Annotated in this window: 21 protein-coding genes, 1 tRNA gene and 1 other RNA gene; 7 read left to right on the top strand and 16 right to left on the bottom strand. The window is 57.9% G+C overall.

The window, feature by feature from the left end:
- Positions 1-30: 30 nt before the first annotated feature.
- Complete coding sequence (locus HY751_00115; protein MBI4664790.1) at positions 31-1,068, bottom strand: polyprenyl synthetase family protein; 1,038 nt, start codon at positions 1,066-1,068, stop codon at positions 31-33.
- Between the two features lie 521 nt (positions 1,069-1,589).
- Between HY751_00115 and HY751_00110 the strand changes: the two genes are divergently transcribed.
- The 3 genes from HY751_00110 to cobA all read left to right on the top strand — a co-directional run bounded on the left by HY751_00110 (position 1,590) and on the right by cobA (position 4,305).
- Positions 1,590-2,333 carry a hypothetical protein gene (locus HY751_00110; GenBank protein ID MBI4664789.1) on the top strand — a complete coding sequence of 248 codons (744 nt, stop codon included), beginning with the start codon at positions 1,590-1,592 and terminating at the stop codon, positions 2,331-2,333.
- Positions 2,334-2,340: 7 nt separating this feature from the next.
- Positions 2,341-2,749: RNase P RNA component class A (gene rnpB / locus HY751_00105), an RNA gene on the top strand.
- A 35-nt stretch (positions 2,750-2,784) separates the two neighbouring features.
- The gene (gene cobA / locus HY751_00100; protein MBI4664788.1) at positions 2,785-4,305 is read left to right on the top strand and encodes a uroporphyrinogen-III C-methyltransferase; all 1,521 of its coding nucleotides are present in this window, start codon (positions 2,785-2,787) and stop codon (positions 4,303-4,305) included.
- A 128-nt stretch (positions 4,306-4,433) separates the two neighbouring features.
- Here the strand turns inward: cobA and motA are convergent, their stop codons facing one another.
- From motA to HY751_00085, 3 genes are all read right to left on the bottom strand, one after another.
- Positions 4,434-5,291 carry a flagellar motor stator protein MotA gene (gene motA / locus HY751_00095; protein MBI4664787.1) on the bottom strand — a complete coding sequence of 286 codons (858 nt, stop codon included), beginning with the start codon at positions 5,289-5,291 and terminating at the stop codon, positions 4,434-4,436.
- Between the two features lie 246 nt (positions 5,292-5,537).
- Positions 5,538-6,563: a rod shape-determining protein gene (locus HY751_00090; protein ID MBI4664786.1), complete on the bottom strand. Its 1,026-nt coding sequence runs from the start codon at positions 6,561-6,563 to the stop codon at positions 5,538-5,540.
- A 9-nt stretch (positions 6,564-6,572) separates the two neighbouring features.
- On the bottom strand, positions 6,573-8,039 hold the full coding sequence (locus tag HY751_00085; protein MBI4664785.1) for a diguanylate cyclase: 1,467 nt from the start codon (positions 8,037-8,039) through the stop codon (positions 6,573-6,575).
- Between the two features lie 190 nt (positions 8,040-8,229).
- Between HY751_00085 and hisB the strand changes: the two genes are divergently transcribed.
- Genes hisB through waaF form a run of 4 tightly spaced genes read left to right on the top strand, consistent with a single transcriptional unit; the run spans position 8,230 to position 11,479 of the window.
- Entirely contained in the window at positions 8,230-8,820 is a 591-nt protein-coding gene (gene hisB / locus HY751_00080) for an imidazoleglycerol-phosphate dehydratase HisB (GenBank protein MBI4664784.1), read from the top strand.
- A 49-nt stretch (positions 8,821-8,869) separates the two neighbouring features.
- The gene (gene hisH / locus HY751_00075; protein MBI4664783.1) at positions 8,870-9,496 is read left to right on the top strand and encodes an imidazole glycerol phosphate synthase subunit HisH; all 627 of its coding nucleotides are present in this window, start codon (positions 8,870-8,872) and stop codon (positions 9,494-9,496) included.
- Positions 9,489-10,481, top strand: coding sequence for a lysophospholipid acyltransferase family protein (locus HY751_00070; GenBank protein MBI4664782.1), 993 nt, complete (start codon positions 9,489-9,491; stop codon positions 10,479-10,481). Before hisH ends, HY751_00070 begins: the two co-directional genes overlap by 8 nt.
- Before the next feature lie 8 nt (positions 10,482-10,489).
- Positions 10,490-11,479, top strand: coding sequence for a lipopolysaccharide heptosyltransferase II (gene waaF, locus HY751_00065; protein ID MBI4664781.1), 990 nt, complete (start codon positions 10,490-10,492; stop codon positions 11,477-11,479).
- A gap of 4 nt (positions 11,480-11,483) precedes the next feature.
- On the opposite strand, the gene HY751_00060 is transcribed toward waaF, so the two are convergent.
- The 12 genes from HY751_00060 to tuf form a co-directional block, all read right to left on the bottom strand.
- The gene (locus tag HY751_00060; protein MBI4664780.1) at positions 11,484-13,262 is read right to left on the bottom strand and encodes a chloride channel protein; all 1,779 of its coding nucleotides are present in this window, start codon (positions 13,260-13,262) and stop codon (positions 11,484-11,486) included.
- Positions 13,263-13,353: 91 nt separating this feature from the next.
- Entirely contained in the window at positions 13,354-17,520 is a 4,167-nt protein-coding gene (rpoC, locus tag HY751_00055; protein ID MBI4664779.1) for a DNA-directed RNA polymerase subunit beta', read from the bottom strand.
- Positions 17,521-17,610: 90 nt separating this feature from the next.
- Entirely contained in the window at positions 17,611-21,660 is a 4,050-nt protein-coding gene (gene rpoB / locus HY751_00050) for a DNA-directed RNA polymerase subunit beta (GenBank protein MBI4664778.1), read from the bottom strand.
- Between the two features lie 164 nt (positions 21,661-21,824).
- Positions 21,825-22,193 carry a 50S ribosomal protein L7/L12 gene (gene rplL, locus HY751_00045; GenBank protein ID MBI4664777.1) on the bottom strand — a complete coding sequence of 123 codons (369 nt, stop codon included), beginning with the start codon at positions 22,191-22,193 and terminating at the stop codon, positions 21,825-21,827.
- 60 nt (positions 22,194-22,253) lie between these two features.
- Positions 22,254-22,790, bottom strand: a complete 537-nt coding sequence (locus HY751_00040; protein MBI4664776.1) for a 50S ribosomal protein L10 — start codon at positions 22,788-22,790, stop codon at positions 22,254-22,256.
- A 15-nt stretch (positions 22,791-22,805) separates the two neighbouring features.
- Positions 22,806-23,516: a 50S ribosomal protein L1 gene (gene rplA / locus HY751_00035; GenBank protein MBI4664775.1), complete on the bottom strand. Its 711-nt coding sequence runs from the start codon at positions 23,514-23,516 to the stop codon at positions 22,806-22,808.
- Positions 23,517-23,552: 36 nt separating this feature from the next.
- Positions 23,553-23,975 (bottom strand): 50S ribosomal protein L11, encoded by a 423-nt coding sequence (gene rplK, locus HY751_00030; protein MBI4664774.1) that lies wholly within the window; start codon positions 23,973-23,975, stop codon positions 23,553-23,555.
- A 38-nt stretch (positions 23,976-24,013) separates the two neighbouring features.
- Positions 24,014-24,562 (bottom strand): transcription termination/antitermination protein NusG, encoded by a 549-nt coding sequence (gene nusG, locus HY751_00025; protein MBI4664773.1) that lies wholly within the window; start codon positions 24,560-24,562, stop codon positions 24,014-24,016.
- Positions 24,563-24,569: 7 nt separating this feature from the next.
- Positions 24,570-24,761 carry a preprotein translocase subunit SecE gene (gene secE / locus HY751_00020; protein ID MBI4664772.1) on the bottom strand — a complete coding sequence of 64 codons (192 nt, stop codon included), beginning with the start codon at positions 24,759-24,761 and terminating at the stop codon, positions 24,570-24,572.
- A gap of 32 nt (positions 24,762-24,793) precedes the next feature.
- Positions 24,794-24,870: transfer RNA gene (locus HY751_00015), tRNA-Trp, on the bottom strand.
- Between the two features lie 32 nt (positions 24,871-24,902).
- Complete coding sequence (rpmG, locus tag HY751_00010; protein ID MBI4664771.1) at positions 24,903-25,052, bottom strand: 50S ribosomal protein L33; 150 nt, start codon at positions 25,050-25,052, stop codon at positions 24,903-24,905.
- Between the two features lie 18 nt (positions 25,053-25,070).
- Positions 25,071-25,281 (bottom strand): elongation factor Tu (tuf, locus tag HY751_00005; protein ID MBI4664770.1); only part of this gene is annotated, 211 nt, incomplete at its 5' end.

Here is a 25,281-nt window from a genome sequence, read left to right as displayed (position 1 = left end):
CGTTTGGACACGTTGCCAGGGAAAAGAGGGTCAAACCTTTCTTTCCACAATATAATCCGCCACGTCCAGCAGGGATGTCAGGTGGATTGAGGGCTCAAAAGCGGATATAAGCCGCTCCCGGGCCGAGGCGGCGTAGCCTCTTGCCATCTCCAGCGTGGTGGAGATGGTGTCGTATTTTTTAAGTATCATCATGATACGGTCCAGCCTTGGCCCCAACTCCTCGTCTGATTCCATCAGGCTGGCTATGTCCTCCCGTTCAGCGTCACCGGCCATCTGGATCGCCCGGATAAGCGGCATGGTAACCTTCCCTTCCGCCAGGTCGGCCCCGATAGGTTTACCCCAGGCCGATTTTTCCCCGGCGTAGTCCAACGCGTCGTCCACCAGTTGGAAGGCCATGCCTATGTCGCGTCCGTATCCGGCCAGCGCCTCCTCCCGCTCTGTGGGAGAGCCACCGAGAATAGCCCCTATTCTGCAACAGGCCTCTATGAGGGCGCCGGTCTTGCGATATATGGTGTCCAGATAGATATCTTCAGTGATCTCCAGGTTCATGGTGTTCACAAGCTGGAGCACCTCACCTTCCGCCAGGTTGCGGGTGGCTTCCGCCACGGTCTGTATTATGCGGATGTCGCCATCGTCGCTCATCAGCTGGAACGATTTGGCGAAAAGAAAATCCCCTACAAGCACCGAAGCCTCGTTGCCGAACTTCATATTGGCCGACTGGGCGCCCCGGCGAAGCTCCGCCTCGTCCACCACATCGTCATGCAAAAGGGTGGCCGCATGGATGTATTCAGCCACCACCGAATGGGTGATCTGACGGATGGCTCCAGTGTAACCGCAAAGGCGGGATGAGGCTATAACCAGCAAAGGGCGTATCCGCTTTCCTCCGCCCCCGGCCAGGTATGCGCTAACTTTCGGTATTAACGCCACATCGGAATGGAAATTGGCGTTTATCTCCCGCTCCACCCTCTCCAGGTCCTGCGCGTACAACGCAACTGCGCTGGCGTACCGGGACGCCGCAGGATTGGCCAAATCGCCTGATTTGGGGCGGGTGGAATTTAGATGAGCCACTTTTACCGATGCTTACCAATGGGTTTTAAACGAAGTTCAAGTATGCTGGAGCGGCTATTTTAAGTCAAGGAATTTGGCCTTGGGGTAGTATCCCGGTTTGAAAGCACAGGGGAGATTCTCCACTTACGCCCAGAATGACAATATAACAGCCGTTGATAACATTGTCATCCTGGGCGAAGCGCAAGCGAAGTGAAGGATCTGTCTGTTATTTGAGATTCAAACTGGGACACCACCGGCCTTGGAGAGTTGACGCCTGGCTTGGAGATTTAATTGGAGATATTGTCATGCCGGGCTTCAATATTTTACCGGCGCGGAAGCCCCGATCCCGGCTCGCGCTTCGCTTGGCCGGGATGACCGGCTGTATGCAGGCTGTCCCCTGATTCAATAATCATAGGAGCAAATAACACCATAAAAGAATTTTGATTCTGTCCCCCCGCTTTGCTAATATTCATTGTTTAGCCGCCGGAACGCCAAAAAGTTTGGCTGGCGGTGGCCCATTACAGTACACAGGAAGGACACCGATGAACCCCGACCTGGAGCGGCTTGTAAACCTTCAGAAGCTCGACGCCGAGATACAGCGGAAATCCGCCCTCCTGCAGTCCCACCCCCAACAGGTAAAGACCCTGCAGGCGGAGATTGAGGCGGCCCGGCAAAAGCTGAAAGATTTCGACAAGGCCATTGAAGAGGAAAAAAAGGATAAAAGAAAGCTGGAGATGGAGGTGGAATCTGTAAAAGACCACATAGCCAAGGCCAAATCCAAGCTTCCCGCCGTTAAGACCAACGTGGAATACCGCGCCGTCCTCAAGGAAATAGAAACGTTCGAGCATCAGATAAGCGCGCTGGACGACAAACAGCTGGAGCTGATGGAAAAGATGGAAAGCCACGGCGGCTCACGCAAGACTGTGGAAGAGGCCGTAAAGGTGGACGAAAAACGTATCGGCGGTCAGGTGGCTGAAATAGAATCCGCCATCGGCGAACTGAAAATGACGGTTGATGAGCTTCAGGAAAAACGCGGCCAGTTGATGGCGGGCATCGCCCCTTCCATCCTTTCCAGCTACGAAAGGGTGCTAAAGGCCCGGCAGGGGGTTGGCGTCACCCCGGTGAAAGACAGGCTGTGCAACGGATGCAACCAGATGATACCTCCCCAGCTTTATTACCAGGTGAGGTATTCGGACGAGATAATCCAATGCCCCCACTGTAACCGGTATCTTTATTGCGAACCGGAAGCCGCTGAAGAAAAGGCCCCTGAAAAACAGGTACAATAGTAAACGAAGAGGCTGGGGGACGGCCGCTGGCTCTTGCCTTTGGCAAGGGCGGGAGGAAAGTCCGGACGCCATAGAGCAAGGCACTCCCTAACGGAGAGCGGGGGCAACCCCAGGGAAAGCGCAACAGAAAGCATACCGCCTACCGCCTGCCGTTAACCCGGCGGGCGCGGTAAGGGTGAAATGGTGGGGTAAGAGCCCACCGCGGCGGTGGCGACATCGCTGGCATGGCAAGCCCTGCCTGGCGCAAGGCCAAATAGGGAAGCGCGCCTGGCTGAAAGGCCAGGCATAAGGCGGCTCGTCTTACGCTTCCGGGTAGGCCGCTGGACCGCCCGGCAACGGAGCGGCTAGAGGAATGGCCGTCATCGGAACCTTTCGGGGTTCCGGCACAAAATCCGGCTTACAACCGGCCTCTTCATTTTTTTTGTCGTCACTCTTTTTATAGTGAGAATTTATGCCTGAAGGTATCGTTTATCTGATCGGGGCCGGTCCCGGCGACCCTGGCCTGCTTACGTTGAAAGGCCGCGCCCTTATAGAAGAAGCCGACGTTGTTGTTTATGACTACCTGGCCAACCCGCGCCTGCTGGATTTCGCGCGGAAAGACGCCGAGGTAATCTACGTTGGCAAGATGGGCGGCGCCCATACCATGACCCAGGAAAACATCAACAGCCTGCTGGTGGAAAAATGCCGCGCCGGGAAAAGCGTGGCCCGCTTAAAAGGGGGCGACCCGTTCATTTTCGGCCGGGGCGGCGAGGAGGCCGAGGAGCTTATAAAGGCCGGTTTACGGTACGAGGTTGTTCCGGGCGTTACGGCGGCGGTGGCCGCGTCCGCTTATTCGGGTATCCCACTCACCCATCGGGATTTCACCGCCACCGTGGCCTTTGTAACCGGGCATGAGGACCCTACCAAGGAAGAGTCGAACATCCATTGGGACAAGCTGGCCACAGGGATTGGCACGCTGGTGTTCTTCATGGGCGTAAAAAACCTGCCCAACATCGTGGACAACCTCACGAAAAACGGCAGGGCCGCCAGCACTCCCGTGGCGGTTATCCGCTGGGGCACCACGCCGGAGCAGAAAACGGTAACCGGCACACTGGCCGATATCGTGGAGAAGGTGGCCAAGGCGGGCATAAAACCCCCCGCCCTCACCGTGGTGGGAGACGTGGTAAGTTTAAAACCCACGCTGGACTGGTTCGAGAAAAAACCGTTGTTCGGCAGGAAGATAGTTGTAACCCGCGCCCGGGAGCAGGCCTCGGTTTTCGCTGACAGACTCAAAAAATCCGGCGCGGACGTTATAGAGTTTCCCACCATCGAGACCAAACAACCGGATTCGTGGGATAGCCTGGACGCGGCCATTGAAAGATTGCCGCAGTTTGACTGGGTCATCTTCACATCAGTTAACGGTGTGCGTTATTTCCTGCAAAGGCTCAAAGAGCGCGGGTCGGACATCCGCGAGCTCAAAGGCCCCCAAATTTGCGCCATCGGCCCCAAAACCGCCGAGGCTATCGAAAACCTTGGCGTGCGGGTGGCGGCCGTGCCATCGGAGTACCGGGCCGAAGCCATCCTTGGCGCGCTGGGTGGCGAAAACCTGAAGGGCAAAAATATCCTTATACCCCGCGCCAAAGTGGCCCGCGAGGTACTTCCCGAAGAGCTCGTAAAGCTAGGCGCCAATGTCACCGTGGCGGAAGCCTATGAAACGGTGAAACCGGCGGCGTTAAAAGACGAGATGGTAAAGCTGTTCAGCGAAAACCGGGTGGACGCGGTGACTTTCACCTCATCCTCCACCGTGTCCAACTTCATGGATATGTTCGGCAAGGAAGAGGCTGTCCGGTTGATGAATGGCGTTAAGGTGGCGTCCATCGGCCCCATCACGTCGGACACGGCCAGAAAATTCGGGCTGGAGCCTTCGATAGAGCCGAAAGACTATACCACCGAGGCGCTGGCCGTGGCGTTGGAGTCTTACTACTCGAAATAACCGGGCGGGGTTTTAATCCGTTGTCACCCCGAGCCTGCCGAGGGGTGGCAATAATGTTGCGTGTCATGGTTCGGCGAGGCTCACCATGACGCGATTTTTCACCAGCGTTATCCGGGAATCCGGGGCTTTTAGGCCTTGGTTTTCCTCAGCTCCGCTTCCATCTCGCTGAAGGTTGGTTTAACGTTGCCGGGGATGACTTTCCTGCCGAACTCTATGGCTATCTGCACCGGCTCCCCGCCGACAAACGCAATTATGATCTCCCGGATGACACGCAGGTATTGGGTCTCGTTGGCCACCAGATGCTCCAGCTTCTTGGCCATAGGCCCCACGAAACCGTAACTCATCAAGATACCCAAAAAAGTGCCCACCAGCGCCGCGCCGATGCTGTGTCCCAGCACCTCCGGCGGCTCGCTCATTTTCTGCATGGTTATCACCACGCCCAGCACCGCCGCCACGATACCCAGGCCGGGGAGCGAGTCGGCCACGTTGCTCACTGAATTCACCGACACCATCATTTCGTCGTGATGGGTGTCCAGCTCGGTGTCCATCAGCATGCCCAGCTTGTTTGGGGATATTTTCGTGGTGCTGATTATCCTGAACGAGTCGGTTATGTAGGCCACCGCATGATGGTTGTTCAGCACAGCGGGGTATTTCTTGAAAATGGGGCTGTTATTGGGCTTGTCCATGGACTCTTCAATTGAAGCCAGCCCGTCTTTCCTTATTTTCTGTATGATTTCGTTCAGGCATTTAAGCAGGTCAACGTAATCCTTTTTGGACCGGGTTTTGCCCGTAACGACGTATTTAAAACCCTGGATGATAGCCTTTATAACAGCCGGGGGCGAGGCTATCACCACGCCGCCGATAGCCGCGCCGAATATTATCACGACTTCCGCCGGCTGGATCAAAATGGCCAGATTACCGTGCTCCATGATGTAACCGCCAATAACGGCCACCAGAACGATGATAATCCCAGCTATGGATGACATGACCTTCTACCTAAATATCCCTACAAACCTTGGTACAACGCACAGCCTCAACCATGCTCTTTTAGCTCCCGGTTTAACCGGAAACCCGCCATTCCGGAAGGGCAAAAACTGTATCATTCCCTTCCAAATACAAAAGAGCCGAAAGTATAACATAAAGGCATTTTATAAAATCAAGTTTTTAGACAAAGACCATGATAATTTAATATTCCCGCCCCCCTACCGCATAGAGTCTGGACAACGCAAAATTTAGTTTATGGTCACTCTTCTGAAGGTCTTCCATTTCTCCAGAACGATTCCCGCGCCCCTGGCCACGGCGGTGAGGGGGTCTTTGGCGCGGTAAACAGGCACCTGAAGCTCTTTTTTGAGCCGCTGGCCCAATCCTTTCAGAAGGGCGCCCCCTCCGGCCAGCACTATGCCCCGGCTGGAAATGTCCTGGGCGAATTCCGGTGTGGTTTTTTCCATGGCCTTCTTGGTGGCGTCTATGATGGCGCGAACCGGCTCTTCCAGGGCCTCCCTCACATCGTCGTCGGAAATTTCTATCCCGGTGGGCAATCCGTTCACTATATTTCTGCCAAACGTCTTGGTGGTTACTTTCTGTTCCTGCGGAAAGGCGGAGCCTATGGCGATCTTCACCCGCTCCGCCTCGAAAATGCCGATGTCCAGGCTGTGTTTTTGCCGCACATGGCGCACGATGGCCTCGTCCATCTCATCCCCCGCCACCCGGATGGACTCCGAGTAGGCCGTGGCGAACATGGAAATGATGGCAACCTCCGTGGTGCCGCCGCCGATGTCCACTATCAGGTTCCCCACCGAGTCCCACACGGGCATTTTGGTGCCGATGGCCGCGGCCATGGGCTCCTCCACCAGGAACACCTCCCGCACCCCCGCCCCCATGGCCGAGTCTATGACGGCCCGTTTCTCTACCTGGGTTATGCCCGAAGGCACGCCGATAACTATTTTGGGTTTCAGCGTGAACATGCTGGGGCGCGTTTTTTTTATGAAATAGGCGATCATTTTCCGGGTGGAATCGAAATCGGCTATCACTCCGTCTTTCATGGGGCGCACGGCCACGTATTCGTCGGGGGTTTTGCCATACATGGCCTTGGCTTCGGCGCCGATGGCCAAAAGCCTTTCCCCTTTTTTGGTGATCACAACCACCGAAGGCTCGTTGAGCACTATGCCTTTGTTCCGGATATGCACCAGAGTGTTTGCGGTGCCCAGGTCCATGGCCATATCGGCGGAGACAAAATTGTATAACTTCTCGAACAACATCAGGGCGGGTTACCTTTCCAGTGAACGCAGTTTGAATTGAAGGGGGGTTTGTGTGTCGCTAAAGAACGCCACCCGGCCAGGGGATGTTTTGGACCTGTCGGCGGCCAGATGGGCCTTGGCGATAAGTTCCTCCATGTCGCGCCCGTCTTCGGGGCTTGTGGCCACGCCCACGGAGACCGGGGCCAGGAACGTGGCGCCATTTACCATGAACGGCTCGGTGTCTATGGATTTAAGTATCCCCTCCACCGCCGATACGGCTTTTTCGGCGCTATGGTCTTCAAGGAACACCAGGAACCTGTCGCCGTAATACCGGCAAACCATCCCATCGTCACCCACAAGCCTTTTAAGCCTGCCGGCCATCTCCATGAGGAACTCGTCGCCGCCGTCATGCCCCAGCTCGGCGTTTATCATGCCGAACTTCATCACGTTGATGGCCAGGACGGCGGAAGACCTCTCCACCGGCCCCATGGACTCCAGAAGATAGCGATGGGTGACAAGCCGCGTGAGCGGGTCTCGCAATACCGATTTTTTCTCCTTGTTGTGCATGTACAGGCACACGAAAGCCGACGAGCATGCCGCCGCCAGTATCTGCAACGCCTTGAAATCCGCCTGACGGAAAGCCCGCGGTTTCCTTGAAAGCAGGGCCACCGCCCCCACGGTCTGATCGTGGGAAACCATGGGCGCGCCGATGAACGACCGCCAGATGTTCCCGCATCCGGGATATATGGGCGCCCCGTCTATCTCCGGCAGGTTTACGGGCATGGAATTATGGATAACCCAGCCCATCCTGTAATGGGTGAGGGGCAAGGCAGTATGGCGGTTATTGCCATTGCCGTGGTCGTTCATCCCCACAAGGTAGAACCCCTCGTCGTCGAAGGATTTCACGGCCAGCGTCAGCAACTCGTGGGGGATAAGCGGAGGCGCCGCCGCCCGCAACGTTTGGGCCAGCTCGGCGATGGTCTCGCAAGCCGTAAGGCGGTTGACCACCTCCAGCAGGCCGTCCAGAGCCATCGCTTCCACGTTGAGGCGTATCCGCTTGCGGCCATGGATGACCACATTGGCCAGGGCCGCCGCGAATTCCACCAGTATCTTCCCCATCTTCTCGGTGAAGACGTAGTTTTTCTTGCTGTCCACGCTTAACACCCCCATCACCCTGCCGGAATGGTCCAGCACCGGCGCGGCGGCGAAGGATTTTATGTCTTCGTCCTTCGAATAGAACTGTAGCGTGGTAGTGTCGCTCTTGAAATTCGCGGCCTGGGTGAACTTGCCGGTCTTGGCCACCCAACCCACAAGGCCGTGCCCCACAGGGAACTCCGCCCCGGGCACAACACTGTTGGAAAGGGACTGGCAGGCGCGAAGCCTGAGTTTATCCCCCTTCTTGCCCTCTACGAGGAACAAGGCCGCCGTGAACGCGTCGGTGACGTTGGCCACCAGGCTCACAAGGCGCGATATATCTTCGTCAAGCGTTTGCGGCATATGCCTGCTTGCTAAAAAACCCTCAGTTAACCATCCTCTGCCCCATTGGCAGTACCTAAGTATAAACCCCAAAGCCGGGATGAAAAAGCCCGAAATCTACACTGTCTAAAAGCGGCTAAATATGGGCAACCGGCGCAAAATCGGGTAACATGTATCCCGTATCCCATGAAACATAAGGTTTTTTAAACGAATGGCCAGAACTGCGAACATAACTAGGAAAACCAACGAGACGGACATCACCGTCGAACTCGATCTGGACGGCTCCGGGAAAAGCGCCCACAACACTGGGATACCTTTTTTCGACCATATGCTGGACCATCTGGCCCGCCATTCTCTTATAGACATGAGCGTATCGGCCAAAGGGGACATCCAGATAGATGGCCATCATACGGTGGAGGACGTGGGCCTTACGCTAGGAATGGCGCTGGTAAACGCTTTGGGAGACAAGAAAGGGATTAACCGTTACGGTTTCGCCTCCGTCCCCTTGAACGAGGCGCTGGTGGAGGCCAGCCTGGACATTTCCGGCAGGCCCTTCTGCGTGTTCGAGGCGGAACTGCCCAAGGGCAAGGTGGGAGAGTTCGACGCGGAACTGGCCGAGGAGTTTGTCCGCGCCTTCGTCAACGCGGCGGGTATTACGCTCCATATCACCGCCCGCCATGGGACAAACCTGCACCATGTGATAGAGGCCATGTTCAAGGCCGTGGCCAGGGCGCTGGGCCATGCGGTGGAGAAAAACCCCCGGCTGGAAGGCATTGTGCCCTCCACCAAGGGCGTGCTTTAAAAACCGCCCCGAGTCCGCCGGTTATACCAACTATTTACAGGATACAGCCATGCCCGCGGTGATTGTGGATTACGATGTCGGCAACCTGAGGTCCGTGCAGAAAGCTGTCGAAAAAACCGGGGCGAGAACCCTGGTCTCCTCAAACCCTGCGGATGTGCTTTCGGCGGAAGCGCTCATTCTTCCGGGCGTGGGCGCGTTCGGCGAGTGCATGGCCAATCTCGGAAAATATGGCCTCTTAAATCCGGTAAGGGAATATCTTCGCTCGGGCAAACCGTTCCTGGGGATTTGCGTGGGCTACCAGCTACTTTTCGAAGAGAGTGATGAGTTCGGCCCCATCACCGGATTGAACGTATTTCCGGGAAAATGCGTAAGGTTTTCGTTTCCGAAGGAATCGCGCGCCAAAATACCCCACATGGGCTGGAACCAGGCCAGGATCACGAAAAAAAGCCGGTTGTTCGAAGGCATCGCCGATGGGACAGATTTTTATTTCGTACACTCCTACTTCCCAATACCCGGAGCGGACATAGTGTGCGCCACCACCGAATACGCGGGGCAGACCTTCGCCTCGGCGGTGGAGAACGGGAACATTTTCGCCACCCAGTTCCACCCGGAAAAAAGCCAAAGGGCCGGGCTGGCGGTGCTTGCAAATTTCGCCCGCGTGGCGGGACTTGTATAACAAACCCGTGGGCAAGAAAAAGAACCCGCTACCCGGTAAGTTGGCATTCTTCGCCACCCTTGGTCTGCGATGGCTCGCTAACCTGCTTTCTTTCAAAGGTTCTCTGGCGCTGGGAAACCTGGTTGGGAGGCTCTTCTGGCTGGTGGTTCGCGCCACGCGGCTGAAGGTGGCCATGGATAACATGCGCAACCTTTATCCTTCCGCCAGCGGCGAGGAGCTTTCGGCGCTGGCCCGGAGGATGTGCCTGCACTGGGGCCGGTTCATAATCCAGGCGGGCAGGCTGAAATCGCTTACGCGGGAAGACGCGGACAAGTTAATCCGCTTCGAAGGGCTCGAGAACCTTAAGGAAGCTTTTGCGCTGAAAAAAGGGGTCATCCTGGCTACGGCCCATTTCGGCTGGTTCGAAACGGCCAACGGCGCGCTGGCCCTTGAGGGCTATCCAGTCTGGTCGGTCATCCGCACCGTGGACAACAAAGACATTGATTGGCTCACCGACGATTGCCGGACATCCACGGGCCTTGGCGTTATCAAAAAGGAGAACGCCGCCACGGAGATAATCAAACATCTTCGCTCCGGTGGGATGGTGACCATCGCGGTGGACCAAAACGCCGGGTTCAACAACATTTTCACCCCGTTCCTTGGAAAACTTGCGGCCACCATAGTGGCCCCCGCCGTGGCCTCTTTGCGGACCGGCGCTCCGGTATTGCCCATGTTCTCCATATGGGACGGGCGGGAGAATATCCTTAAAGTGAAAATCCATCCGGCGGTCAAATTACATCCCACAGGCTCCATGTCCGCCAACATAAGGCTTGTCACCATGAAGATAAACGAGGCGCTGGAAGAGGCTGTGAAAGCCGCCCCGGAACAATGGTTGTGGATACACAAACGCTGGAAGACCGCGCCGGAGGAAAAAGACCTGGCCGCCATCGAAGCGGACTTGAAAATAATCAACGCCACCACAGGCGCCAGCGCCCCGGCAAAATAGCAAAGCCAATGAGCCAGCCATCCAAAATCCTGATCAGAATGCCCAACTGGCTGGGCGATTGCGTCATGGCCGCTCCGTCCATAATGGGGCTCCGCGCCGCCCTGCCCCACTGCCAAATAACTTTGTTGATGAAAAGCCAATTGGCAGGCCTTGGCCGTTTGATACCTTCGGCGAATGATGTATTGCCGCTGGATGACGCTGGCGGATATATCACCAAAGCCCGTGCGGAAAAATTCGACACGGCTCTGGTTCTACCCAACTCCTTCCGGTCGGCGTGGGAGGTTTTTCGAACCGGCGCGCCCGCTAGGATTGGTTACGCGGGGGATTTGCGGTCCTGGCTTCTCACACGCCCTGTCGCCAAACCGGGAGTTAAACATTCACTCCATCAGTCGGAGTATTTCCTGCGTCTGGCGCGGGAGATCGCCCCGGACATCACAATCGCCGCGCCGGAGCTTACCGTAACCGCCGAAGCCAAAGCCAAGGCCGGGAGCATTTTGCCACCCGTTCAAAAACCTTTTGTGGGGTTCGGGTTCGGGGCAACCTATGGTTCCGCAAAGATGTGGCCGTCAAGAAAATTCGCGGAGCTGGCGGCCCGGCTTTCCAGCGATTATCAAATAGTATTGCTGGGCGGCGAGGCAGACCGGTGGGCTGAAGATGAGATTTTAAAAACCTGCGAAAAGGTGAAACCGTTCTCCCTTGTTGGCAAGACAGACATCGGCGCGCTGGCCGCGGTCATGGCCCGCCTGGCCATTTACATAACCAACGACACAGGCCCCATGCATATATCAGCGGCGCTGGGCACGCCCACCCTGGCCATCTTCGGCCCCACATCGCCGGAGGAAACAAGCCCCCTGGGCCCCAATGTGAAGGTGATTTACAAGAAAGCCGCCTGCGCCCCTTGCTGGAAACGCAAATGCCCCACGGATCATTTATGTATGGAGTCTATCACCGTGGACGAGGTTTACGGCGCGGCGCTGGAAATGTTGAGACGAAAATAACTGGTCAGTCCTGCGAAGTTTTCTTAAGCACTTCCTTTTTATACGCCGCCATCACGTCCACCCTCTTCAACATGCCGATGATCTTCTTAGAGTCGTCCATGGCGACCACGGGCAACTGCTCTATCTCTTTCATGGCGAACCGCTCCATGGCCTCGTTGAGGTTGTTGCTTTCGATAACGGTGATGACATGCTCGGTGGCTATTTCCTTGGCCACCACTATGTCCGCCAGATCCACGCTGTCCAGCAATATCTCCCGCACGTTCTGGATGGATATGATGCCGGTTAAGTTTCCGGAAGCGTCCACCACGGGGAAATAACTGTCCCGCGAAGTGGCGATAAGCTCCATTATCCTGCGGAACGGCGTGTTCTCGGGAATTGTGGTGAATTGGTTTGTCATTATCTCCCCAACCTTTATCCTGTCCATCACCGCCAGGTCCCGCCCGCGCCACAGGCGGATGCCTCGTTTAGAGAGTTTTTCCGTGAACATGGATTCCGGCGAGAACCGGGTTATCACGAACGTGGCCATGATGCAGGAGGTCATGATGGGCAGGATGATCTCGTAGTTCCCCGTAAGCTCGTAACCCATGAGGATGTTTGTTAGCGGCGCGTGCGCCACGGCGGCCATAACGGCCGCAAGCCCCACCATGGCGTAGGCGCCGGGCGAGGCCACCGCGTCCGGCGCGGCCATGTTCACCAGATAGCCGAACGCCCCGCCGGTCATGCAACCTATAAAAAGCGATGGGGCGAATATGCCGCCGGAGCCGCCAGAGCCCAATGATATGGCCGTGGCGATTATCTTTATGAAAACGAGGGTGAACGCCAGGCTCAAGGCCATCTCACCGGCCAGCATCACGTCCATGGTCTCAAAACCGCCGCCAAAAATCTCCGGCCACCATATTCCTATTATGCCCACCAGCAAACCGCCCAGCGCCGGTTTTAACGCTGGATGGATTCTTACTTTCTTCTTGAAGAACTCCTCACTGCGGGCGCTGGTGGCCACGAAAAGCCGCGCCGCCAGCCCGCACAGCACGCCAAGGATTGCGTACAGGAATATTTCCCATGAAGACACCAGGGCGTAAGGCGGGGCGGAGAACACATGCACCTCGCCCAGCATGAGCCGTTTTACCGTGGTGGCCATCACCGAGCTTATAACTATGGGGAGGAACGATATTACGTTGAAGTCGCCCAGAACAAGCTCCACGGTGAATATCACCCCGGCTATTGGGGCGTTGAACGCCGCCGCGATGCCAGCCGCCGCGCCGCAACCCACCAACAGCCGCAACCGCTCCGACGAGGCGTTAAGAAATTGACCAATGGTGGACCCCCACGCGCCGCACACCTGGGCGATCGGCCCTTCCGGTCCGCCGGAGCCGCCAGACCCAAGAAAGATAGTGGACACCAGCGTCCGGAACCAAACTATGCGGGGTTTCACCACACCGCCGTCAACGGCCGTCCATTTCATTACCTCGGCGGCGGAAGCGGACTCCGCCCCCATCCGGAACCGCCATGTCAGAAGCCCCACCAATAGCCCGCCTAACGCTGGAAGCAGTGGGATGACGAGCCATTTGAAGACTGTCGAGTCTCCCCCGGTGAAGTTCCATGAAACCTCGAAAAAGAGATACTCGAAAAACTCCACAAGTTTTTCGAACAATACCGCTAACGCGCCACATGTGGCGCCAAGCACGCTGGCGGTAATCATGAACACAGTGTGCTCGTGGGAGGATCGGGAGGCGAAGCTCCGCTCCAGCGTCTTGCGGATGCTCTCGGCGAATTTTCCGGTCATGCGCCCGATTTTAACACCCCCATGAAAAACTAAAGGCCGGTGATTCTTTTACGACTCACCGGCCTTCTTTAAAACTTCGCTAACGCGGCGCTTATTCCGCGTCTTCCAGTTCGATGTCGTCCTCGTCCTCGATATCCACGTCCAGCACCGCCGCCGGGGAAAGGTCCACCGGCTCCTCGCGCCTCTGGAACCTGGGAAGCTCCGTCATCCTCAGCCCATAGCCGAAGTAGCGCCTGGCGCCGCTTCCGGCGGGTATCAGCCGGCCCATGATGACGTTTTCCTTCAACCCCTTCAGCGTATCCACCTTGCCAGACACCGACACCTCGGTAAGCACCCTGGTGGTCTCCTGGAACGACGCCGCTGAGATGAAGCTCTCCGTGGAGAGCGACGACTTGGTGATGCCCAGCAGTATGGGCCGCCCTTTGGCCGGATGCCCGCCATCGGCCATCACCGCGCGGTTCTTCTCGGCGAACATGGCTTTTGGGACCATCTCGCCAATCATCATGTCGGTGTCGCCGCCGTCTTCTATCACAAGATGGCGCAACATCTGCCGCACGATCACCTCGATGTGCTTGTCGTTTATCATAACGCCCTGGAGGCGGTAAACCTCCTGTATCTCGTTGACCAGGTACTTCTGAAGCTCCTTCTCGCCGAGGACCGCCAGGATGTCGTGCGGATTGGCCGCTCCATCCATAAGCGCCTCACCAGCCCGCACATAGTCGCCTTCGTGCACGTTCACGTGCTTGCCGCGCGGCAGGAGGTACTCGTGCTGTTCGCCGGTATCGGTGGTAACGATGAGCCGCCTCATGCCTTTCATGATGCCGCCGAACGACACCTTGCCCGAAACCTCGGTGATGGTGGCCTGGTCGTGCGGCCTGCGGGCCTCGAAAAGCTCCGCAACCCGCGGCAAGCCGCCGGTGATGTCCTTGGTCTTGGTGGTTTCCCTGGGTATCTTGGCTATCACGTCACCAGCTTTCACCGCCTGGCCTTCAATAACGGCCAGGTGGGCCCCGGCCGGCAGAAGGTAGCGGGCGATGGTCTTGTTCTTGTCATCCTTTATGGATAACCGGGGCTGTTTGGTGGGATCGCGGTGATCCAGCACCACCTTCTCGGCGTGGCCCGTGGTCTCGTCTATCTCCTCTTTTATGGTGACGTTCTCCACGATGTCGCCGAAGGCCAGCTTACCGCCGAACTCGGTGAGGATGGACTGGGTGTACGGATCCCACTCGGCCAGGATCTCGCCCTCTTTCACCCGGGCGCCGTCCGCCACCTTCATGCGGGCGGAGTAAACTATGCGGTGCCGCTCCAGCTCGCGCCCTTCCTCGTTCTGGATGATGATGCCGCCGTTGCGGTTCATAACCACCCATTCCCTCTGCGCTGAGCCTTCGCCCAGCGGGATGCTCTTTATCTCCACGTACCGCACGATACCTTCCTTCTTGGCCGCAAGCGTTGTCTGCTCCGCCACCCTGGAGGCCGTGCCGCCTATGTGGAAGGTTCTCATGGTAAGCTGGGTGCCCGGCTCGCCGATGGACTGGGCCGCGATGACGCCCACCGCCTCGCCTATCTCCACCAGTTTGCCGTTGGCAAGGTTCCGGCCATAGCACAGGGCGCAGGCGCCTTCTTTGGATTCGCAGGTAAGCACCGAGCGTATCTTGATATGCTCTATGCCCCTCTCCTCCAGGAGCTCTACGGCCTGCTCGTCCACCATCTGGTTGGCTTCCAGCAGTACGTCCTTGTTGAAGGGGTCTATCACGTTCTCCAGGGCAATCCTGCCCAGAACGCGCTCGCCCAGGTCCTGTATCACTTTGCCGCCTTCCACCAGGGCGTATATCTCGATGCCGTTGAGCGTGCCGCAGTCTTCCTCCAGGATGATGATGTCCTGGGCCACGTCCACAAGCCTGCGGGTAAGGTAACCGGAGTTGGCCGTTTTCAAGGCCGTGTCCGCCAAACCTTTGCGCGCGCCGTGGGTGGATATGAAGTACTGGAGCACCGTCAGCCCCTCGCGGAAGTTGGAGGTTATCGGAGTCTCCATGATCTCGCCCGAGGGCTTGGCCATAAGGCCGCGCATTCCGGCCAGCTGGCGGATCTGCTGTTGAGAGCCGCGCGCGCCGGACTCGGCCATAATGAATATGGAGTTGAAGTCAAGGTCGCGGGCCTCGCCCTTAACCACGGCCTCGTCCTGCCGGGCCAGCTCCTTGAACATCTCCTTAGAGACCTCGTCGGTGACGTGGGCCCAGATGTCCACGATCTTGTTGTAACGCTCGCCGTGGGTTATTAGGCCGTTGTGGTACTGCGAATCCACCTTGGCAACCTCTTCGGCGGCCTTGCGGACCAGCTTCTCCTTGTCGTCCGGGATGAGCATGTTGTCCATGGATATGGATATGCCCGCCTTGGTGGCGATGGAGAAACCCAGGTCCTTAAGGTCGTCCAGGAACTTCACGGTGGTGTCGCGGCCCCTGCTGATGAACACCTCGTTCACAAGCTCCTGCAGGGTCTTCTTGTCCAGCAGGCGGTTGACCAGGTCGAAAGGCATGCCTTCAGGCATGATCTCGTACATGAACACGCGGCCTGCGGTGGTGTTGTAAACCTTGCCGTTAAGGCGGGCCCTGATCCGGGCGTTCAGCGAAAGCTCGCCGTTGTCATAGGCGGAGCGGGCCTCCTGAATGCCCGAGAAGGTCCTGTTCTCGCCCAACGAGCCGCCACGCTCCTTGGTAAGGTAATAGCAACCCAGCACTATGTCCTGCGAGGGCACGGCGATAGGCTTGCCAGATGCGGGCGACAGTATGTTGTGCACCGACATCATCAGGAACTTGGCCTCTATCTGCGCTTCCAGTGAAAGCGGGATGTGGACAGCCATCTGGTCTCCGTCGAAGTCGGCGTTGTACGCGGCGCACACCAGCGGATGGAGCCTTATGGCCTTCCCGTCCACCAGCACCGGCATGAACGCCTGGATGCCGAGCCTGTGAAGCGTGGGGGCGCGGTTTAGCAGTACCGGATGGTTTGTGACAACCTCTTCCAATACTTCCCACACTTCGGGCCGCTCCTGGTCCACCATTTTCTTGGCCATTTTTATGGTGGTGGCGTAACCCTTCTCCTCCAGCCTGTGGAAGATGAACGGTTTGAACATTTCCAGGGCCATTTTCTTGGGCAGGCCGCACTGGAAGAATTTCAGCTCGGGCCCCACCACGATGACAGACCGGCCGGAGTAGTCCACGCGTTTGCCCAGAAGGTTCTGGCGGAACCGGCCCTGCTTGCCTTTGAGCATGTCCGACAGGGATTTCAAGGGGCGTTTGTTGGGGCCTTTTAACGTCCTGCCGCGCCGGCCGTTGTCGAACAGGGCGGCCACAGCCTCCTGCAACATGCGTTTCTCGTTGCGGATTATGATGTCCGGCGCCTTGAGCTCCTGAATCCTCTTGAGCCTGTTGTTGCGGTTGATGACGCGCCGGTACAGGTCGTTGAGGTCCGACGTGGCGAACCTGCCGCCGTCCAGCGGCACCAGGGGCCGAAGCTCGGGCGGTATGACCGGGACGACCTTCAGGATCATCCACTCAGGCTTGTTGCCGGACTTGCGGAAAGACTCCACCACCTTAAGCCGCTTGGCCAGCTTCCTCAAGGTCTGCTGGGAGGTGGTCTCCTTAAGGGCGGCTTTCAGCTCCTCGGCCAGGTCTTCCACGTTGGTGTTGCGCAGAAGCTCTTCGATGGCCTCGGCGCCTATTCCGGCGCGGAACGCCAGCTCTCCGTGTTGCTCCACCGCCTTGCGCAGTTGGTCGTCGGTGAGAAGCTGTTTGTATTTTAGGTCCGTATCGCCCGGGTCTGTGACCACGTAGGATTCGAAGTATATTATCTTCTCCAGGTCCTTCAGGGTGACGTCCAGGAAGTTGCCGATGCGCGACGGTAGCCCTTTGAAGAACCATATGTGCGCGACGGGGCTGGCAAGCTCTATATGCCCCATCCGCTCGCGCCGCACCTTTGAGAGGGTCACCTCCACGCCGCACTTCTCGCAAACCACGCCTTTGTACTTCATCCGTTTGTACTTGCCGCAGTTGCACTCCCAGTCCTTCACCGGGCCGAATATCTTGGCGCAGAAAAGCCCGTCCCTCTCCGGCTTGAAGGTGCGGTAGTTTATGGTCTCCGGTTTCTTGACTTCACCGAAAGACCACGACCGTATCTTCTCCGGGGAGGCGAGCCTGATTCTAATCGCGTTGAACGATATGGGATCCCTGGGTTTTTCCACAAAGGAAGCGGTGAACGTTTCCAATGGCTTATCTCCCTGTTCTAATTGTCATATATTCGCGCCGCCTCAAGACTATTGCGCCTTGAGGCGAAACAAAAAACCTCTTTTGCGCCTTTAGCCCTGGTGCTGTAAAAGCTCCACGTCCAAAGCCAGCGCCTGCAACTCTTTCACCAGCACGTTGAACGACTCCGGCAGGCCGGGGTGCAGTGTATGGTCGCCTTTTACTATCGACTCGTACATCCGCTTCCTACCCTCCACATCGTCCGACTTGACTGTAAGCATTTCCTGCAGGGTGTAAGCCGCGCCGTAAGCCTCCAGCGCCCACACTTCCATCTCGCCGAGCCTCTGGCCGCCGAACTGGGCCTTGCCCCCCAGGGGCTGTTGCGTGACCAGCGAGTATGGGCCCGTGGAGCGGGCGTGGATCTTGTCGTCAACCAGATGATGGAGCTTCAGCATGTAGATGTAGCCGGCCAGCACCTTCTGGTCGAACTTGTCGCCGCTTCTGCCATCCACCAGCGCCACTTTTCCGTTGCGCGGATAGCCGGATTTCTCCAGAAGATCGCTTATCTCTTTCTCATGGGCGCCGTCGAACACCGGAGTCATCATGTGCTGGCCGATCCGTTTGGCGGCCATGCCCAGGTTTGTCTCCATTATCTGCCCCACGTTCATACGGGAGGGAACGCCCAGGGGGTTCAAAACTATCTCGATGGGGGTGCCGTCCTCCATGAAGGGCATGTCCTCCTCGGGGACGATGACCGACACCACGCCCTTGTTGCCGTGGCGGCCCGCCATCTTGTCGCCCACCTGGAGCTTGCGCTTGATGGCCACGTAAACCTTCACCATCTTGATCACGCCCGGGGGAAGCTCGTCGCCGCGGGAGAACTTTTCGATCCTGTCCTCGTAGCGGTTCTTTATGACGCTTATCTCCTCGCGGGCCTCATCGTCTATCTGGCGGATCCTGTCGATGGCCTCCGTATCGTCCACGGAGACTTTCATCAGGTCCTTGCCCTCAAGCTCGGCCAGCACATCGCGGGTGAGCTTGGTCTTTTTGGCCACCAGCACCTTGGAGCCGCGCTTGACGTCGTCGCCGCAGGTCTTGTTGAGAAGCAACGAACGGATCTTCCCGTCCTTCTCCTGAAGGACGATCTCGATCTCCTCGTTCATGTCCTTCTCAAGCCGCTCCCGCTCATCTTTCTCGATGGCTTCCGCGCGGGCGTCCTTGTCGGAGCCCCTGCGGGAGAACACCTTCACGTTGATCACGGTGCCCTCGTTGCCGGGGGGGACCGTGAGGGATGTGTCGCGCACGTCTCCGGCCTTCTCGCCGAAGATGGCTTTCAACAGTTTCTCCTCGGGCGAAAGGAGCGTTTCACCTTTCGGAGTAACCTTGCCCACCAGGATGTCGCCGGTCTTCACCTTGGCGCCTATCCTTATGATGCCCGACTCGTCCAGGTTCCTCAAAGAGTCCTCGGAGACGTTGGGTATGTCCCTGGTTATCTCTTCCTTGCCCTGCCGCGTGTCCCTCGCCTCCACCTCGAACTCCTCGATGTGGATGGAGGTGTACACGTCTTCCTTCACTATCTTCTCGGATATGATTATGGCGTCCTCGAAGTTGTACCCGTTCCAGGGCATGAAAGCCACCAGCACGTTGCGCCCCAGGGCCAGCTCGCCCCGGTCGGTGCTCTGCCCGTCGGCTATCACGTCACCTTTCTTCACCTTCTGCCCCAGGCTCACTATGGGAACCTGGTTGATGCAGGTGTTCTGGTTGGACCGCGAGTATTTGGTGAGCCGGTAGATGTCCACCTTGGACTCGTGCCGGTCGCCGGTTTCGGCGCGGACAACCACTCGCGAGGAGTCCACCGAAATCACCTCCCCGGCGTTTCTGGCGGAAACCACGGCGCCGGAGTCCCGCGCCACTTTCAACTCCATACCGGTGCCCACGTATGGGGCCTCGGTCTTTAGAAGCGGCACTGCCTGGCGTTGCATGTTCGAACCCATGAGGGCGCGGTTGGCGTCGTCGTTCTCAAGGAACGGTATCAGCGACGCGGCAACAGACACCAGCTGTTTGGGCGACACGTCCATGCAGTCCACCGCGTTGGGCGGCACCAGCACGTAATCGCCGCCCCGCCGGGCCGATATAAGCTCGTCCAGGAACGCGCCGTCTTTGCCGAGGGTCGCGTTGGCCTGGGCTATGGTGTATTTATCCTCCTCCATGGCGGAAAGATAGCTGACCTCGGCGGTCACTTTCCCGTCCACCACTTTCCTGTACGGGGTCTCGATAAACCCGAAATCGTTGACCCGGGCGTAAGTGGAAAGGGAGGATATAAGGCCGATGTTCGGGCCTTCAGGGGTCTCGATGGGGCATATCCGCCCGTAATGGCTCGGATGGACGTCGCGCACCTCGAACCCCGCCCGCTCCCGGGTAAGGCCGCCCGGCCCAAGGGCCGAAAGCCTGCGCTTGTGCGTAACCGACGACAGCGGATTTGTCTGGTCCATGAACTGTGACAGCTGGGAGGACCCGAAGAACTCCTTTATGGCCGCGGTAACCGGCTTGGAGTTGATCAGGTCGTGCGGCATGCAGGCCGCCAGGTCCATCATGTTCATCCGCTCGGTTATGGTCTTCTCCATGCGGACAAGGCCTATGCGGAACTGGTTCTCCACCGACTCGCCCACGGAGCGCACCCGGCGGTTGCCAAGATGGTCGATGTCGTCCACCTGGCCCTGCCCCCGGCGCAGATCGAACAGCACCTTGAGGGTGTGCAGGATGTCTTCCTTGGTCAACAGGCGCTTGTTCAGGGGGAACTCCAGCCCAAGCCTGGTGTTCAGCTTCAGCCTTCCCACCTCCGAAAGGTCGTACCGTTTCGGGTTGAAGAACAGGTTCTCGAACAGGGCGCGCGCCGTATCCGCCGTGGGCGGGTCGCCGGGGCGCATCCTCTTGTAAATCTCCTTCAGAGCCTCTTCGGTGGACTCCACCTTGTCCATATGCAACGTGTCGCGGATGGCTGTGTCCCTGAACTGCTCGTCTATCACCAGCACCGGGAAGGAATCTATCCTGCGCTCCCGGATGGTTTTCAGCGTGTCCTGCTTTATCTCGCTGTTGTTCTCAATAAATATCTCGCCGGTGGCCTCGTCCACTATGTCTTCGGCCATGAAGCGGCCCAGAACCTCGTCCTCGGTGAGCTTCAGCGATTTGACGCCGGAAGTCTCCAGATGGCGAAGGGTTTTCCTGTTGAGCTTCCTGCCGGCTTTCAGCACCACTTCGCCGGTTTTTGGGTCTTTTATGTCCAAGGGAGCCTTGAACCCAAGCGGCAATATGTCCTTGGACAGGTCCACGGTGAACTCGTCCTTGGCCGCGCTGTAATGCACCTGCACGGAGTTGTAGAAGAACTTCAGGATGTCCTGCGTGTCGTACCCCAACGCCTTCAACAGGATGGTGGCCTGGAATTTGCGCCTGCGGTCTATCCTCGCGTAAAGGATGTCTTTCACGTCAAACTCGAAGTCCAGCCAGGAGCCCCGGTACGGTATTAGCCTGGCGGAGTAGCTTGTCAGCCCTGCCTGGGCGCCTTTCCCCTTCTCGGAGGTGAAGAACGCGCCCGGGGAACGGTGCAACTGGCTAACGGCCACCCGCTCGGTGCCGTTGATTATGAACGTGCCGGTGTCGGTCATCAGCGGTATTTCGCCGAGATAGATTTTCTGCTCCTTTATCTCGCGAACCTGCGTCTCGCCGGTCTCCTCGTCTTTGGACTTGAGGATAAGCTGTACTTTTATCTTTAGCGGATCGGCGTATGTAAGGCCCCGCTTGAGGCATTCCTCGGTGGGATAGGTTTCCTTGTAGCTCACCTCACGCTTGCACGTGGGGCATACCACCCCTGGCCCGCCAAGGTCCATGTACTCGCCGCATTTGCATTCCCAAATGCCCAGCTCGTACCCTTTAAACTCCAGCGTAGCGGTCTCGTTGTAGTCCGTGATGGGAAAAACGCCCGTGAAAACCTCCTGTAGCCCCACGCTGGCCCGCCTCTGCGGGGCGACGTTCTTCTGCAGGAACTTTTCGTAAAACCTGGTCTGGATCTCCAACAGCCTGGGAATTTCTACGATCGTGGGGATGCGGGAGAAATTCCTGCGTGAAATCGGCTCTTTGCCCGACCTATAGGTGGCGACCTCAGTCATCCTGTAAACCTCCCAATCGCCCGCTCTGTTTTGCCGTGTGGCGGCGCGCGCGTGATAGTGAGCTTATAAAAAGGGTAAGGGCGGACTTATCCCGCCCCTCCCATTTTTCAAAAACCTGTCCGGCGGAGGTCAGCCCCCGCCGGTTCGCAACATGCTTTCGCGTGTTACTTTATCTCTACAGTGGCGCCGTTCTCTTCCAGCTGGGCCTTTATCTTCTGGGCCTCTTCCGGGGAGATCTTCTCTTTTACGGGTTTCGGGGCGCCGTCCACCAGGTCTTTGGCCTCTTTCAGGCCAAGGCCGGTAACCTCGCGCACAACCTTGATCACCTGTATCTTCTTGTCGCCAGCGCCAGCCAGTATCACCGAAACCTCGGTGGGGGCGGCCTCGACGGCGGCGGCGGCAGGGCCAGCCACGGCAACGGCGGCCGGAGCGGCGGCGGAAACGCCCCACTCGTCTTCAAGCTCCTTCACGAGGCCCAAAAGCTCGTGAACGGGCATGTTCCTGATGAAATCCTTCACATCGTCCTTAGTCATCTGTCCAATATCCTCCAACTCGAGTCTTGTAAATACGTTTATGGAAAAGACGGGCCGGCCTTAAGCCTGGCCCCCTTCCTGTTTCTTCTCCGCCACGGCGTTGAGCGCGTAAAGGAATTTCCGGGCCGCCGCTTCCATGACGCCCAGGAAGTTCCTGGCAGGCGACTGTAACAACCCAAGGAACATGGCCTGGGCCACGGGCTTGGTTGGCATGTCGCCAAGTTTCCTCACCTGCTCGGCCGTCAGGACCGATCCTTCCACCACGCCGCCGATGATCTTCAGGTTGTCGGCCTTGGCCTTGGCGAAATCCAGAAAGGTTTTCGCCGAGGCGCCTATGTCGTCCGAATAACCGAACGCCACGGTGACAGGGCCCTTGAACATCTTATCCGCGCCTTCAATCGGCGTGTCTTTCACCGCAAGCCTGGCCAGGGTGTTCTTCACAACCTTCAGCCGGGTGTTGGAGGCGCGAAGGTTCCTGCGCAGAACGTCCACATCCTCCACGGTGACGCCGCTGAAATTGGCCATCAGCGCCATCTTGGCGGTCTTGAAGCTCTCGCGGAGCTCCTCCAGCTCAGTTTTCTTAACTTCTGTAACCATTTTCCGCGTCCCTCCCTAGGCGGCCTTGCCGGCGCCTGCGGCGTCGGCCGTGTCCACCCTCACGCCGGGGCCCATGGTGGAGCTTACCGCCACGGATTTCACATAAGTGCCCTTGGCGGTTGAGGGTTTGATTTTCATAAGATGATCCAAAAGCGCCCGGGCGTTCTCGTAAAGGTCTTCCGGGGCGAAGCTGGCTTTGCCAACCGGGGCGTGAACCACGCCCGCCTTGTCCACCCGGAACTCCACTTTGCCGGCCCGGATCTCCTTAATGGCCTTCTCGATGTCGAAAGTTACCGTGCCGGATTTCGGATTGGGCATAAGACCCCGGGGACCGAGCGCCTTGCCCAGCTTGCCCACCTGGCCCATCATGTCCGGCGTGGCCACGGCCACGTCGAAATCCATCCATCCGCCCGCCACTTTCTGGATCAGCTCATCGGCCCCGGAAAAGTCCGCGCCCGCCGCCTCCGCTTCCTTGAGCTTCTCGCCCTTGGCGAACACGGCGATCTTGCGGACCTTCCCCGTGCCCTTGGGCATTGTGACGGCCCCGCGCACCATCTGGTCGGCCTTGGTGGGGTTAACCCCCAGCCGTATGGCCATCTCCACAGTCTCGTTGAACTTCGCCTTCGCGTTCGCCTTGACGAGCTTCAGCGCTTCGAGCAGGGAATACTTCCTGTCCCTGTCCACGCCGGAGACCGCCGCCTTGTAACGCTTGCTTCTTGCTGGCATCTGTCTACACCGTCTCCTTACCTGTGAGGGGCGCGGTCACTCGACAATTACGCCCATCGAACGGGCGGTTCCCGCAACGCTCCGCATGCCGGCTTCTTCGTCGGCCGCGGACATGTCCGCCCGTTTCGTGCGCACTATCTCCCGCACCTGGTCCCACGTGATCTTAGCTACTTTATTCTTGTGAGGCTCCGCCGAACCCTTGGCTATACCGGCGGCCCTCTTTATCAGCACCGACGCCGGGGGCGACTTGAGCTCGAAGGTGAAGCTCCTGTCGGAGAACACCGTTATCACCACCGGGATGATAAGCCCTTCCTGCCCCTGGGTCCTGGCGTTGAACTGTTTGCAGAACTCCATGATGTTTACGCCGTGCTGGCCAAGCGCGGGCCCTATGGGGGGCGCGGGCGTGGCCGAACCGGCGGGAACCTGGAGTTTTATTTTTCCTGTTATCTCTTTAGCCATTTTCTTCTATAACCTCTCGGCGCCTGTTGTCGCTATGGTTAAATCTTCTCTATCTGGGCGAACTCCAGCTCCACGGGCGTCGCCCGGCCGAATATGCTCACCATCACCTTCACCTTGCCACGCTCCAGGTTCACCTCGTCGAGCACGCCGGTGAAATTGGCGAACGGACCTTCGTTCACCCGCACCGACTCGCCCACCTCGAACGCGAACTTGGGCTTGGGCTTCTCCGCCGTGCCTGAAAGTTGCTCCCGCAGACGCTCCACCTCCGTCTCGGACATCGGTATGGGGGCGCTGGCGTCCCCCAAAAAACCGGTTATCCGGGGCGTGTCTTTCACCACGTGCCAGGTCTTCTCGTCCATCACAAGCTGGATGAGTATATAGCCCGGGAAGAACTTGCGGAGGGACACGCGTTTCTTCCCTCCCTTAATCTCCACCACGCTCTCCTCCGGCACCAGTATCTCCCCCACCTTGTCGTGGAGGCCGTGCTGGCGGAGCCGTTCCATCAACTGCTCTTTCACCTTTTTCTCGTAACCCGAGTAGGTGTGGAGCACATACCACCTGGCCTTCGCTTCGTTTTCCGTTTCCATGACTTCTCTAGTTGAGCGCAAGCCCGATTATCTTGGACAGGGCGAAATCCACCACGCCAAGATAGATTCCTATCATTATCACCACCGCTATCACCACCATCGTGGTGGCCACGGTATCTTTCCTGCTCGGAAAGGTGACCTTCTTGGTCTCCATCCGCACTTCTTTGAAGAACTGCTTAAACTGCTCTACCTTGCTCATCACAAAACCGTTAAAGCCCCACAAAAAAACAATGGCAGGCCAGGAGGGATTCGAACCCCCAACACCCTCGTTTGGAGCGAGGTGCTCTAGCCGTTAGAGCTACTGGCCTTCCCAAACTTGTAAACCGCTACCCAGCCTGTGCTACTTGGCCTCACGATGGGCGGTGTGCTTCTTGCAAAACCGGCAATACTTGGAAAACTCCAACCGGTCCGTCACCGTCTTCTTGTTCTTCGTGGTGCTATAGTTCTTCCTCTTGCACTCGGTACACTGCAGATGGACTATGTCGCGCATCGCCTAACTACGCCTTTCCTACTCCGAAATCTCGGTGATAACTCCGGCGCCCACGGTCCTGCCGCCCTCGCGGATGGCGAACCGGAGTTCCTTCTCCATCGCTATGGGGGTGATCAGCTCCACCGCCAGCGTAACGTTGTCTCCGGGCATCACCATCTCTACGCCTTCAGGCAACGTGGCGACACCTGTCACGTCCGTCGTCCTGAAATAAAACTGCGGCCGGTATCCG

The organism is Nitrospinota bacterium, assembly GCA_016208975.1.
Classification (GTDB): Bacteria; Nitrospinota_A; UBA7883; order UBA7883; family JACRLM01; genus JACQXA01.
This window is presented reverse-complemented; position numbering and strand designations above follow the sequence as displayed.